The organism is Streptomyces zagrosensis, assembly GCF_014203645.1.
Classification (GTDB): Bacteria; Actinomycetota; Actinomycetes; order Streptomycetales; family Streptomycetaceae; genus Streptomyces; species Streptomyces zagrosensis.
In genome coordinates, this window is the sequence record NZ_JACHJL010000014.1 from 103,466 (window position 1) to 115,380 (window position 11,915).

Annotated in this window: 11 protein-coding genes; 7 read left to right on the forward strand and 4 right to left on the reverse strand. The window is 70.3% G+C overall.

All coding sequences use genetic code 11. From position 1 onward, the window contains the following. Positions 1-92: 92 nt before the first annotated feature. Positions 93-296 (reverse strand): cold-shock protein, encoded by a 204-nt coding sequence (locus FHS42_RS24480; RefSeq protein ID WP_003984261.1) that lies wholly within the window; start codon positions 294-296, stop codon positions 93-95. A 313-nt stretch (positions 297-609) separates the two neighbouring features. Between FHS42_RS24480 and FHS42_RS24485 the strand changes: the two genes are divergently transcribed. The 6 genes from FHS42_RS24485 (at position 610) to FHS42_RS24510 (ending at position 8,585) form a co-directional block, all read left to right on the forward strand. Further along, positions 610-1,500 carry a menaquinone biosynthetic enzyme MqnA/MqnD family protein gene (locus tag FHS42_RS24485; RefSeq protein WP_184575499.1) on the forward strand — a complete coding sequence of 297 codons (891 nt, stop codon included), beginning with the start codon at positions 610-612 and terminating at the stop codon, positions 1,498-1,500. 171 nt (positions 1,501-1,671) lie between these two features. Beyond that, entirely contained in the window at positions 1,672-3,828 is a 2,157-nt protein-coding gene (locus FHS42_RS24490; protein ID WP_184575502.1) for a serine/threonine-protein kinase, read from the forward strand. Positions 3,829-3,988: 160 nt separating this feature from the next. Further along, positions 3,989-5,188, forward strand: coding sequence for a cyclic dehypoxanthinyl futalosine synthase (gene mqnC, locus FHS42_RS24495; protein ID WP_184575505.1), 1,200 nt, complete (start codon positions 3,989-3,991; stop codon positions 5,186-5,188). Between the two features lie 40 nt (positions 5,189-5,228). Continuing rightward, positions 5,229-5,894: an imidazolonepropionase-like domain-containing protein gene (locus FHS42_RS24500; protein ID WP_184575507.1), complete on the forward strand. Its 666-nt coding sequence runs from the start codon at positions 5,229-5,231 to the stop codon at positions 5,892-5,894. 152 nt (positions 5,895-6,046) lie between these two features. Continuing rightward, positions 6,047-6,751 (forward strand): demethylmenaquinone methyltransferase, encoded by a 705-nt coding sequence (locus tag FHS42_RS24505; protein ID WP_184575509.1) that lies wholly within the window; start codon positions 6,047-6,049, stop codon positions 6,749-6,751. A gap of 316 nt (positions 6,752-7,067) precedes the next feature. Beyond that, positions 7,068-8,585: a serine/threonine kinase C-terminal domain-containing protein gene (locus tag FHS42_RS24510; protein WP_184575511.1), complete on the forward strand. Its 1,518-nt coding sequence runs from the start codon at positions 7,068-7,070 to the stop codon at positions 8,583-8,585. A gap of 206 nt (positions 8,586-8,791) precedes the next feature. Here FHS42_RS24510 and FHS42_RS24515 read toward each other — a convergent pair whose 3' ends face one another. Then, on the reverse strand, positions 8,792-9,298 hold the full coding sequence (locus FHS42_RS24515) for a GNAT family N-acetyltransferase (RefSeq protein ID WP_184575513.1): 507 nt from the start codon (positions 9,296-9,298) through the stop codon (positions 8,792-8,794). A 393-nt stretch (positions 9,299-9,691) separates the two neighbouring features. Between FHS42_RS24515 and FHS42_RS24520 the strand changes: the two genes are divergently transcribed. Continuing rightward, entirely contained in the window at positions 9,692-10,984 is a 1,293-nt protein-coding gene (locus FHS42_RS24520; protein ID WP_184575723.1) for a geranylgeranyl reductase family protein, read from the forward strand. A 129-nt stretch (positions 10,985-11,113) separates the two neighbouring features. Here the strand turns inward: FHS42_RS24520 and FHS42_RS24525 are convergent, their stop codons facing one another. After that, entirely contained in the window at positions 11,114-11,563 is a 450-nt protein-coding gene (locus FHS42_RS24525) for a PIN domain-containing protein (protein WP_184575515.1), read from the reverse strand. After that, a complete protein-coding gene (locus FHS42_RS24530; RefSeq protein ID WP_184575517.1) occupies positions 11,557-11,799 on the reverse strand; it encodes a hypothetical protein in 243 nt (80 codons plus the stop codon). Before FHS42_RS24530 ends, FHS42_RS24525 begins: the two co-directional genes overlap by 7 nt. Positions 11,800-11,915 lie beyond the last annotated feature (116 nt).

Genomic DNA, 11,915 nt, shown 5'->3' on the forward strand with positions numbered 1-11,915 from the left:
CGCCGAAACGGGGAGCAGGGCTCCTTGGGTACTACATCAGGAACGAATAGGTGCTGACCGCGATGGCCGAACCCCGCGTAGATCCGCGCGGATCAGACAGGGGTGACGTTCTCCGCCTGCGGGCCCTTCGGACCCTGCGTGACGTCGAAGTTCACCTGCTGGTTCTCCTCCAGGGAGCGAAAACCAGAGGCGTTAATCGCGGAGTAGTGGACGAAGACATCCGGGCCGCCGCCGTCCTGGGCGATGAAGCCGAAGCCCTTTTCAGCGTTGAACCACTTCACGGTTCCGGTAGCCATAAGCCCTCCTTGGGCCAAAGGGTTGCCCTGCTCCAGAACCTGCAAGAAGTCTGAAAACTACAAAAGCCCGCGGCGTCACATGCTCCGCAGGCTCTGTACTGCAAGGGAAACCAAACTGCAACTTGCGGCGAGCCTAGCACGGCAGATGCCGAGGGGAAAGAGCGAAAGATCACGGGGACGGGCGGTTTCCGATCACGGCGGAAGGGAAAAGCGCGCACGTCAGATGGGGTCGGGCGGCCGAGGTAAGCAAAGGCGCCGCGCTGCTACGCCCCCCGGCTCAGCCGCCGCGTTACCCCGGGGCTAGCCTCCGGATGTGGACAATTCAACCCCTGTCGCCGCTACCGCCACCGGTCACGGCCGGAGCCGGCCGCGGGTCGGCCACATCCAGTTCCTCAACTGCGTGCCCCTCTATTGGGGGCTCGCCCGCACCGGTAGCCTCCTCGATCTTGAGCTCACCAAGGACACCCCCGAAAAGCTCAGTGAGCAGTTGATCCGCGGGGAACTGGACATCGCTCCGGTCACCCTGGTGGAGTTCCTGCGCAACGCGGACGACCTGGTGGCCTTCCCCGACCTCGCGGTCGGCTGCGACGGCCCGGTCATGTCCTGTGTGATCGTCTCGCAAGTGCCCCTTGATCAGCTGCACGGCGCACGCGTCGCCCTCGGCTCCACGTCGCGTACCTCCGTACGGCTGGCGCAGTTGCTGCTCTCCGAACGCTTCGGCGTGCAGCCCGACTACTACACCTGCCCGCCCGACCTGGGCGGGATGATGCAGGACGCACAGGCGGCGGTGCTGATCGGCGACGCCGCGCTGCGGGCCAATTTGCATTACGCGCCCAAGCTCGGCCTCACGGTGTACGACCTGGGCCAGATGTGGAAGGACTGGACGGGACTGCCGTTCGTCTTCGCGGTCTGGGCCGCGCGGCGCGATTACCTGGCGCGCGAGCCGGAGTTGGTGCGCCAGGCGCACCAGGCGTTCTTGGCCTCGCGGGACGTCTCCCTGGAGGAGGTCGCCAAGGTCGCCGAGCAGGCGGCACGTTGGGAGGTGTTCGACGCGGCCATGCTGGAACGCTACTTCACCACCCTGGACTTCCGCCTCGGCCCCGACCAGCTCGCCGGAATCGCCGAGTTCGCCCGCCGCACGGGCCCGACGACGGGCTATCCCGCCGACGTACGGGTGGACCTGCTGCACAGCACCGCGGGATAGCCCCAGCCTCCGCCGCCCGGGGCTGTGCTTACCGTTTCGCCGTTCCGCCCATCCGCCGTGTTGCCGTGTCGGCCCCCTAGTTGACGTACGTCCGCGGGGTCGTCGGTACCCTGCCCGCGCTGCGTGCCGCGCACCTAAGCTGGGTGGCGCAGTGGAGGGGGAGGCAACACGATGTACCCGCTGGAACCGGACGATCCCCGTGGCATCGGCGCGTACCGGCTGCTGCGGCGCCTTGGCGCGGGCGGGATGGGCCGGGTGTACCTGGGCCGCAGCGTGGGCGGACGTACCGTCGCCGTGAAGGTCGTCCATCCGCACTTCGCGATGGATGCCCAGTTCCGGGCCCGCTTTCGGCGCGAGGTGGAGGCGGCCAGACGGGTGGGCGGTGCCTGGACGGCGCCCGTACTCGACGCCGACCCGGACGCGTCCGTGCCCTGGGTGGCCACCGGCTATGTCGCGGGCCCCTCGCTGACCCAGGCCGTCGAAGAGATGGGCGCGCTGCCCGAGGAATGCGTACGCACGCTCGGCGCGAGCCTGGCCGAGGCGTTGGTTGCCGTGCACGGGCTCGGCCTGGTGCACCGCGACGTCAAGCCGTCGAACGTACTCCTCGCCCTGGACGGCCCCCGCCTGATCGACTTCGGCATCACCCGCGCCATCGACGGCACGGCCTCCCTCACCTCCACCGGCGTCTCCATCGGCTCGCCCGGCTATATGTCGCCCGAGCAGATCCTTGGCAAGGGCGCCACCGAGGCCGCCGATATCTTCTCGCTGGGCGCGGTCCTGGCGTACGCGGCCACCGGGCGCAGCCCCTTCCCCGGCGACTCCTCCGCCGCGCTGCTGTATCGCGTGGTTCACGAGGAGCCGGAGTTCGGGGCGCAACTCGTCGGCGAGCTGCGGGAGGTGGTCGCCTCCTGTCTGGTCAAGGACCCCGCCGGTCGCCCCACTCCGGCCGAGCTCGCCCGCCGGCTGGCCCCGGATGGTGGCGCGGCCGGGCTGGTGCGCACCGGGTGGTTGCCCGCCCCACTGCTGGAGGGTGCCAGCCGCCGCGCCATGGAACTGCTCGATCTGGAGGGGGAGCCGCCGGTTCCGTACGGCCCTGGGTCGGCGGGATCGGGGCCGGCGAGTCCCGAGGCAGCCTGGCCGGTCGCGGGAGGCGGAGCCGATGTAGGCGGCGTCTCAGCGGCGGTCGGCACGGAGGCCGCGGGCCCCCAGACGGTGGGCGTGGACACGGGCGTACCGGTGGGGGCGTCCGGCGCGGACGGCACTCGCAGCGGCGGCGGGGCCAGTACGGCAGGCGAGGCTAGCGGGACCGGTGGGGCTGGCGGGACCGGTGGGGCTGGCAGTGCTGGCAGTGCTGGTGGCACCAGCGGGGCCGAGGCCGCGGGGGGCTCGGCCGGCCAGGCGTACGGGGCGTTTGGGCCGCCCGACCCCTCGTACGGTGGTGCCGCGCACGGCGGAAACACGCACGGCGGGGACGCGCACGACGGTGCCGCGCACGGTACGGCCGGGCGCCCGGGCGGCGCGAGCATGGTCGCCCCGCCTTCACCGCGCCAGTCCCCGGACGGCGCGAGCCAGAGCCTCGCCATGGGATCGGGTACGGACACGGCAGCCGATGGGGCTCGGCCCCGCCCGGCTGTGGGGCAGGCCGCGATGGCGAGCGTGAGCACGGCCACCGGGTTGCGCTCGGCAGGGGACGGGCAGCGCGAGCAGCGCCGGATGGCGCTCACGGCCGCGTTCGGACGGCGGAATCGGCCGAAGTGGGTGAGTTGCTCGTTGGTGCTCTCGGTCGCGGGCGCGCTCGCGGCGGCGACGACGGTGGCGTTCGTCTTCCAACTGCTGCCGGGCAGCGGTGGCGGGGACGACACCAACGCGGGTGACAGCAAGCCGAGCCAAGCACCCTCGCCCGGCTCCTCTTCTTCATCGGATGAGACCAGCAGCCCGAAGGAAACCGACAGCCCGGCAGCCGCCAGGGACAACGTGCCGAAGGAGTTGATCGGCACCTGGACGGGCCCCATCTACGCCAAGGGGAAGTACAACGGCGAGCACACCGCCACCGTCAGGCAGGGCCGCAAGGGCTCCATCGTCGTCAAGGCCGTGAACGACGTCTTCGGCCAGAAGTGCTTCGCCGAGGGCAGGCTGATCTCGGTGACGGAAGGGAACACCCGGCTGACGATCACCGAGCTCACCGACGAGTCGCAGGGCAGCGCCTCGTTCCTGTGCACGGGGGTCACCGCCGAGGCCACGTACACGCTGGACGAGGGCAAGCTCGTCTACAAGTCCAAGGACGAGGCGGGTGGCCGGCCCACGGCTCGGATGAACAAGAAGCCCTAGCCGGTAGGCACCCAACCCCGTAGCCGGTACGCACCCCGCCCCGCCCCGCACCCCGGCACGGCCCCGCTTTCACGCCGCCTTGCCGGCCGCAGACGGACGCGTCGGACCCCTGGCGTACGCTGGATCAGTCCGTACGTAACCCTCCGGAAGGGACGCCCCGGTGGCGGAGAACGCCGATTTGCAGCCCGTCCTCGACCGCGCCGCAGGTGGCGGTCGGATCACCCCGGAGGAGGCGCTCGACCTCTACCGGTCCGCGCCTCTGCACGCGCTCGGCGCAGCCGCCGACGCCGCGCGCCGCCGGCGCTACGCGGGAACCGAGCACATCGCGACGTACATCATCGAGCGGAACATCAACTACACCAACCTCTGTGTGACGGCCTGCAAGTTCTGCGCGTTCTACGCGGCGCCCAAGGACACTGAAAAGGGCTGGACCCGCGACCTGGACGACATTTTGCGGCGCTGTGCCGAGACGGTCGCACTCGGCGGCACGCAGATCATGTTCCAGGGCGGCCACCACCCGGACTTCGGCGTCGAGTATTACGAGGAGAACTTCGCGGCGATCAAGAAGGCGTACCCGCAGCTGGTGATCCACTCGCTGGGCGCTTCGGAGATCGACCACATGGCCCGGATCTCCGGTGTCTCCGCCGATGAGGCCATTCGCCGCATCCACGCCGCGGGGCTCGACTCGTTCGCCGGCGCGGGCGCCGAGCTGCTGCCGGCCAGGCCGCGCAAGGCCATCGCGCCGCTCAAGGAGTCGGGCGAACGCTGGCTGGAGATCATGGAGATCGCCCACAACCTCGGTGTCGAGTCCACCTCCACCATGCTGATGGGCACCGGCGAGACCAACGCCGAGCGGATCGAGCACCTGCGTATGATCCGTGACGTCCAGGACCGCACCGGCGGCTTCCGCGCCTTCATCCCGTACACGTACCAGCCCGAGAACAACCACCTGAAGGGCCAGACGCAGGCCACGCTCTTCGAGTACCTGCGGATGATCGCCATCGCGCGGCTCTTCCTCGACAACGTGGCGCACATCCAGGGCTCGTGGCTGACCACAGGCAAGGAGGTCGGCCAGCTCTCGCTGCACTACGGGGCGGACGACCTGGGCTCGATCATGCTGGAGGAGAACGTGGTCTCCTCGGCCGGGGCCAAGCACCGCTCCAACCGGATGGAGATCATTGATCTGATCCGCAAGGCGGACCGGGTGCCGGCCCAGCGCGCCACCACCTACGAGCACTTGGTGGTGCACGACGACCCGGCCAATGACCCGGTGGACGACAAGGTCTTCTCACACCTGTCCTCGACCGCGATCGAGGGCGGCACGGCACATCCCGAGCTCAAACTCATCGAAGCCCGCTGATCCGGGGCCGGGTGGGGCCGGGGCGGCTGGAGGCCGAAGCGTGCTGACGATTCATGGGGCCGAGCTGCTGCTGACGGGCCCGGGGGCGGAGCCCGTTGTGGACGGGGCGGTCGTGGTGGACGGCGCGCGCATAGCGTCGGTCGGCCCGTACGAGGAGATGGCGGCCGAGCACCCGGGGGCGCGCGTACGGCGCTGGCCCGGGTTGCTCACGCCGGGGTTGCTCAACGCGCACGCGCCGGCGCTCTTGGAGGCCGCGTACCACCCCGACCCGCGCGAGGAGGAGCAACTCGGCAGCGAGCCGCTCGCCGACCCGGCGGCGCTGGCCGGTCTTGAGCTGGCCGACGCACGGTGGGGCGAGTCCGCGCGCCGGGGCACCCAGCGGATGCTGCGGCACGGGACGACGGCGGTGGCGGGCCCGTTCGAGCGGCCTTCGGTCCGTACGGCGGTGGCCCGGGCGGGCCTCGTGGTGATCGCGGGGCCTCGCGCGACGGTTCCTGCCCCCGCCGAACGGGTCTCGCTCGATCCGATCGCCGCGCTGCCGGCAGGCACCTCGCCCGAGACGGCCTTCACCGGCCCGCTGGCGCCCGGAGCCCGGGCGGACTTCGCGGTGTTCGCGGTCCCGCTGATGGCGGACTTGGCGAAACAGGGCGCGGTGAGCTGCGTTGCCACGGTGCTGGACGGACGGCTGGTCTTCCGCCGCCGCTGAGGCATGTGCCTCCGTGGGGCCCCGCCTCCCTAGGGTCTTTGCCCCCGGCGAGGTGTGGGCCCTTCGCCGGGGGCTTGCGCCTCGGTTACGGCTCGCGCCGCCCGGGTGACCCGCGGAGGAGGCCCGGGGCGGCCGGGTGAACAATGGGAAGCGTGACCCGAGCATCCCTGGACAAGCAGCCGCACGAAGTCGCCGCGATGTTCGACGACGTGGCGGCCAACTACGACCTGACGAACGACGTGCTGTCGCTCGGGCAGTCCCGACTGTGGCGCAGGGCGGTCGCGCGCGCCGTGGACGCGCGCCCGGGGGAGCGGGTGCTCGACCTGGCCGCGGGTACGGGAACGTCATCGCTGCCGTTCACGGCCGCCGGTGCGTACGTGGTGCCCTGTGACTTCTCGCTGGGCATGCTGCGGGCGGGCAAGAAGCGGAACCCGTTCCTCCCGCTGACGGCAGGCGACGCCACGCGGCTGCCGTTCGCGGACGACGTCTTCGACACGGTGACGATCTCCTTCGGGCTGCGCAACATCCAGGACACCGAGGGCGCGCTGCGCGAGATGCTCCGAGTGACCAAGCCCGGGGGGAAGGTCGTCATCTGCGAGTTCAGCCAGCCGACGTGGGCGCCGTTCCGCACCGTTTACACGGAGTACCTGATGCGCGCCCTGCCGCCGGTCGCCACGGCGGTGAGCAGCAGCCCGGACGCGTACGTCTATCTCGCCGAGTCCATCCGCGCCTGGCCCGACCAACCCGGCCTCGCCGCCGCCCTTCAGCGCGCGGGCTGGACTCGGGTCGCCTGGCGCAACCTCACCGGCGGCGTGGTGGCCCTGCACCGGGGCACAAAGCCGCGCAACGTGGAGTAAGTGGGGCCGGTAGGGGCGGCAGCCACGGAGCGGCGGCGGCGGGGTGGCGCGGGGTTACCTCGCCGGAGGGCGCGAAGGGGCGCACAGGAGTGCGGAGGGGCGCGTCGGGCGCAGGCGGGGCTGGTCATGGGGGGTCGGCCTTGCCTCGATGGGGGACGCGAAGCCCGCTCGCCGCTAGAGTGTGCGGCCACCCCCCGCCGTACCTCGCCTCGCCGAACCCACGGAGTCTCCCGTGCCGTCGAAGTCCTGTTCTACCTGCGGTGTCTCGGCACCCACCGACGCGCGTTTCTGCATGGGGTGTGGGTGCGACCTCCATATGGCGATCCCAGCGCCGGACATACCCGCCGACGAGGCAGGGGGGTACGCATCCGCGGAGGCGCCAACGCAGCCTGTACCCGCCGACGCGGCAACGAAGCAACTAGCCGACGCGGCAACGAAGCAGCTAACGGCCGACGCGGTCGCGAAACACATACCCGCCGACGAGGCAGGTGACGACGCGTCCGCCGAGGACTCAGCGGACGGAACCCCGCCCGAACCTGACGGACCATCAGTTCTCCTGCCGCACACGGCACCTGACGTCGTATCCGATGCCGTGCCATCGGAGGCGCGGACGGATGCCCATACGACCCGGATCGACGCGCGGCCCGCCGACTCGAACGCGACGGTCACCTCTCCAGTCACCCGCTCCACGACACCCCCGCCTTCCTCCCCCTCCTCTCGCATGCGGGGCCCGGTGCCGCCGCCCCCTCCGCCCGGCACACCGCTGCGCAGCGCATACGGCAGACCGCCCGCGGCCCCAGCCGCCTCTGCCTTACCCGACTCCACCCCCGCCGCGTACGCCCCGCAGCCGCAGCCCGCGCCGCACTCCGCCGCGTACGCCGCGTCGCCCCAGCCAGGGCCGCAGACCGTGCCGCAGCCAGGGCAGCAGGCAGGACCGTACGCCGACCCCTACCCCGCGGCAGGAGGCCCCGAGGTGTCTGGAATGTCCGGTGAGCCCAGGGAGCCCGGGACGCCGCGCAACCGGCGGCGGGTGCTGGTCTGGATGGCGGTCGGGCTGGCGGCATACGTGATCGGTGGTAGCGCCACGGCCGGGGTGCTGGCGCTGCGGGACGACGACGAGGGCGCCGACCGCAAGACCGTCGCGGCGCAGAGCGAGTCCCCGAGCGGTGACGACCGCGACGCGACGCCGGAACGTGGCTCGACATCCACCGCGTCATCGCCACCCCCCTCCCGATCGCCATCAGCTTCGCCGGATGGGGATGAAGGTGGCAGCTCGACGTCCCCCACAGCTCCCGCCCTTCCCTCGGGGTACCCCACCGAGCCCCCCGACCTGAATCCCGGCCCGACCAGCGCCCCACTCGATGACCCGGATGCCGGCAACCCGCCGGACGGCTACCGCACGGCGCAGGACCCGCAAGGCTTTTCGCTCGCCGTGCCCGAGGGCTGGGAACGGGAAGTGGAAGGCGGGCAGATCGACTACCGCGGGCCGGACGCCGCAGGCGACAGCGCGTATCTGCGCATCGGCATCGTGCCCGGCACCACTCAGTCGGCGATCGATCACTTCCGCGAGCTTGAGGAGATCACGTCCTCGCGTACGCAGGACTACGCGCAGGTGGAGCTCGCGGCCAACACCTTCCAGGGACGGGCCGGCGCCCGCTGGGAGTTCACCTGGGTGGAGAAGAAGTCAGGCCGTGCGATGCACGCCATCGACCAGGCATATGTCACGGACGACGGCACGGAGTACGCGCTGTACTACCAGGGCCCAGCCGAGTCGTTCGCGACGGACCGGGCGGCGTTCGATACGGCACTGGAGACCTGGTCGCAGGGCGGTTGAGCGGGCCGACCGCGAACCGTGAATTGTGCACCCGCACAGCGCACACCCACGTACCGCGAGCCACACACCGCGAACGGCTGCCCGCGCGGCCAAGCTGGAGGTCACAGGCCAGAGATCAAAGGTCACAGGCCAGAGGCCAGAGATCACAGGCCACAGCCCACAGGCCAGAGATCAGAGATCAGAGATCAGAGATCAGAGATCAGAGATCAAAGGTCGAGTCGGAAGCACGCCGCACGCGTCTTGGAGACTGGCGAGACGAACGTCTCGCTCTCCTTCATGCCCACCCGCCGGGTGACCGCTATGGAGCGCTCATTGCGCTCGGCCACCATCGCCACGACGTGCCGGATGCCCACTGCCCGGACCCGCTCCAGTGTGGTTTCGGCGGCGAGCGTCGCGTACCCCTGGCCCCAGAACGCGCGGCCGAGCCGCCAGCCGATCTCGATCTCACCCCTTGGACCCCACTCGTGCGGCCAGGGCTGCGCGCCGGTGAAGCCGATGACCTCGCCGGTGCCGTTCAGCAGGGTGTAGAGGCAGATGCCGAGGTGCTCGTGGTGGGCCCGTTGGCGGGCCGTGAACTCTTCGTAATGGGCGAGGTCATGTGAGGTGCCGCCGTGAAACTCCATGACGTCTGGGTCGTCGAAGAGCCGGTGCCAGGCAACGGCGTCCTCGGCTGTCGGCACGCGCAACTGGACAGTAGAGCCGGTAATCGGCATCAGGGGCGCCCCTCTCACGGGTTCGAGTACGACACATAGACTGCACTTGTCCAGTGCCCGGCGCGACCGGCACGCAGATACCGAGTCTTCGGGAGAACCTCCGTGAGCGAGAACGCCCCCGCCGAGACCGTCCCTTCTCAGACCGGCGCCACCGAGACCGACGGCCCAGGGAACGACGAGCCAGGGACCGGAGCCGCTGAGGCCACCGTGACCAGCGCAATCGGATCGGGCGCCACCGAGACCACCACCGGAACTGACGCCGCTGGCTCTGATGCCGCCACCGGGTCTGACGCCGAGACCGAGGCGGTCATCGGGGCCGACGCCTCCGCGGTCGCCGGCACCCCCGCGGTCGCCGGCACCTTCGCCGACTCGGCCTCGCCGTCCGCCGTCGCCGTGGGACGCGGTGCTGACGCGCTCTCCGAGCGGACCGCCGATGTGATCGTGGTCGGGGCCGGTCCGGCCGGTTCGACCACCGCGTACTACCTCGCCAAGGCCGGGCTCGACGTCCTGCTCCTGGAGAAGACGGCGTTCCCGCGCGAGAAGGTGTGCGGCGACGGCCTCACCCCGCGCGCCACCAAGCAACTCGTCGCCATGGGCATCGATATCAGCGAGGAAGCCGGCTGGTTGCGTAACCAGGGCCTGCGCATCATCAGCGGCGGCACCCGACTCCAGCTCGACTGGCCCGAGTTGGCCTCGTACCCCGATTACGGACTGGTCCGCAAGCGGGACGACTTCGACGAGCAGTTGGCGGTGCAGGCGCAGAAGGCGGGGGCGCGACTGTACGAGCGCTGCAACGTCGGTGCGCCGATCATCGACCCGCGGACGAACCGCATCACGGGCGTGAACGCCAAGTTGGGCGAGGACAAGACCCCGGTCACCTTCCACGCCCCGCTCGTCGTCGCGGCGGACGGGAACTCCTCGCGGCTGTCCCTGGCCATGGGCCTGCACCGCGCCGAGAACCGCCCGATGGGCGTGGCCGTACGCACCTACTTCGACAGCCCCCGCACCCAGGACGACTACCTGGAGTCGTGGCTGGAACTGTGGGACCGGCGCGGCGACAAGCCCAACCTGCTGCCGGGTTACGGCTGGGTCTTCGGCATGGGCGACGGCACCTGCAACGTCGGCCTAGGCGTACTCAACACCTCCAAGACTTACAAGGACATGGACTGGCGCGAGGTCCTCAAGGCGTGGTGCGCCTCGATGCCCGAGGAGTGGCAGTTCACCCCCGAGCACATGACGGGCCCCATCCGCGGCGCCGCGCTGCCGATGGCCTTCAACCGGCAGCCGCACTACACGCGCGGGCTGCTGCTCGTCGGTGACTCCGGCGGCATGGTCAACCCGTTCAACGGTGAGGGCATCGCGTACGCCATGGAGTCGGCGCAGATCGCGTCCGATGTCATCGTCCAGGCGAAGGCCCGCCCGACCTTCGCCCAGCGCGAGGCCGCGCTTGAGCGCTACCCGCGCGTCCTGAAGGACACCTACGGCGGCTACTACACGCTCGGCCGCGCCTTCGTGAAGCTCATCGGCAATCCGAAGATCATGAAGATCGCCACCGAGCGCGGCCTGACGCACCCGCTGCTGATGCGCTTCGTACTGAAGATGCTGGCCAACCTCACCGACCCCACGGGCGGCGACGCCATGGACCGCATCATCAACGGCCTGACCAAGGTGACACCGCGGGCGTAGCCCCTGGCGGCACCGGTAGGGGTGCGGTGTCCCTGGCTGTTCGGTTAGGGGTGCGGCGCCGTCCTTTGCGGGGCGGCGCCGCGCCTTTGCGGTTACGGGCGGGCGGCCCGGCGTACGGCGGTCGCACTCTCACACGTTGACGATCTTCACCTTCGGTGAGCCGGGCAGCTCCTCGGCCGCCTTGCACAACGCCGGGATGTGCGACGTGTCGGAGGTGACGAGCAGCACCGGGGGCGTGCAGAGCGCGGCGGTGGCCACCACGAGTGCGTCCACGAGGCACTCGTGCCCATCAAGGCCGGAGACGTTCAACAGCTTCGCAGCGGCGTCTATCACGGCGTCGCTGACAGGTTTCACGTCGAACCGAGACAGCAGGAACTGGAGCCGTTTTTCGGCGTCCCCGCTTCGGCGTACTTCCAGGGGTGTCAAGGCGGAGAGCGCCACTCGTCGGCCGTTCTGCTGAGCGACCTCGATGCGCGCCCGCATCCCCTCGTCACCATCGACGTGCAGCGAGAGCCCTTGGGCGTCCAGGACGAGCGTGCCCTCGCTCTTGGCCTTGGTCTTGAGGCGCTTGCTCACCATTCCTGTTCCGCCTGTCGCCGCGCTTCGGCGGAGACAGGTCCGAACGCCTTGCGGTCAGTGGCCACGACCTCACGGAGCTTCTGCGCGGCGAGCCATTCCTCCAGGGCCTCAGCCACAACGGAGGAGAAGCCGTTCTTGCCGGTGCGCTCCTCGACTTCCTTGATCAGCGACTGAGCCAGTGACACGGATCTCTTACCGGCACGCTCGGCGGCTGGGTTGGCTGCGTGGCTGCTCATTCCTAAAACGTAACACCGCTGGTAGGAAAAATCTCGTACGGAGCATGGTGGGCTCGGTGGAACCAAGGTGCCGCCGCGGGCGTAACCCCCTGGCAGCACCGGTAGGGGTGCGGTGT

Excerpts from the sequence above, each read along its gene's own strand:
- FHS42_RS24515 (WP_184575513.1), bottom strand. The coding sequence starts at position 9,298 with ATGCCGATTACCGGCTCTACTGTCCAGTTGCGCGTGCCGACAGCCGAG.
- FHS42_RS24530 (WP_184575517.1), bottom strand. The coding sequence starts at position 11,799 with ATGAGCAGCCACGCAGCCAACCCAGCCGCCGAGCGTGCCGGTAAGAGA.
- FHS42_RS24510 (WP_184575511.1), top strand. The coding sequence starts at position 7,068 with ATGGCGATCCCAGCGCCGGACATACCCGCCGACGAGGCAGGGGGGTAC.
- FHS42_RS24490 (WP_184575502.1), top strand. The coding sequence starts at position 1,672 with ATGTACCCGCTGGAACCGGACGATCCCCGTGGCATCGGCGCGTACCGG.
- FHS42_RS24480 (WP_003984261.1), bottom strand. The coding sequence starts at position 296 with ATGGCTACCGGAACCGTGAAGTGGTTCAACGCTGAAAAGGGCTTCGGC.
- FHS42_RS24525 (WP_184575515.1), bottom strand. The coding sequence starts at position 11,563 with ATGGTGAGCAAGCGCCTCAAGACCAAGGCCAAGAGCGAGGGCACGCTC.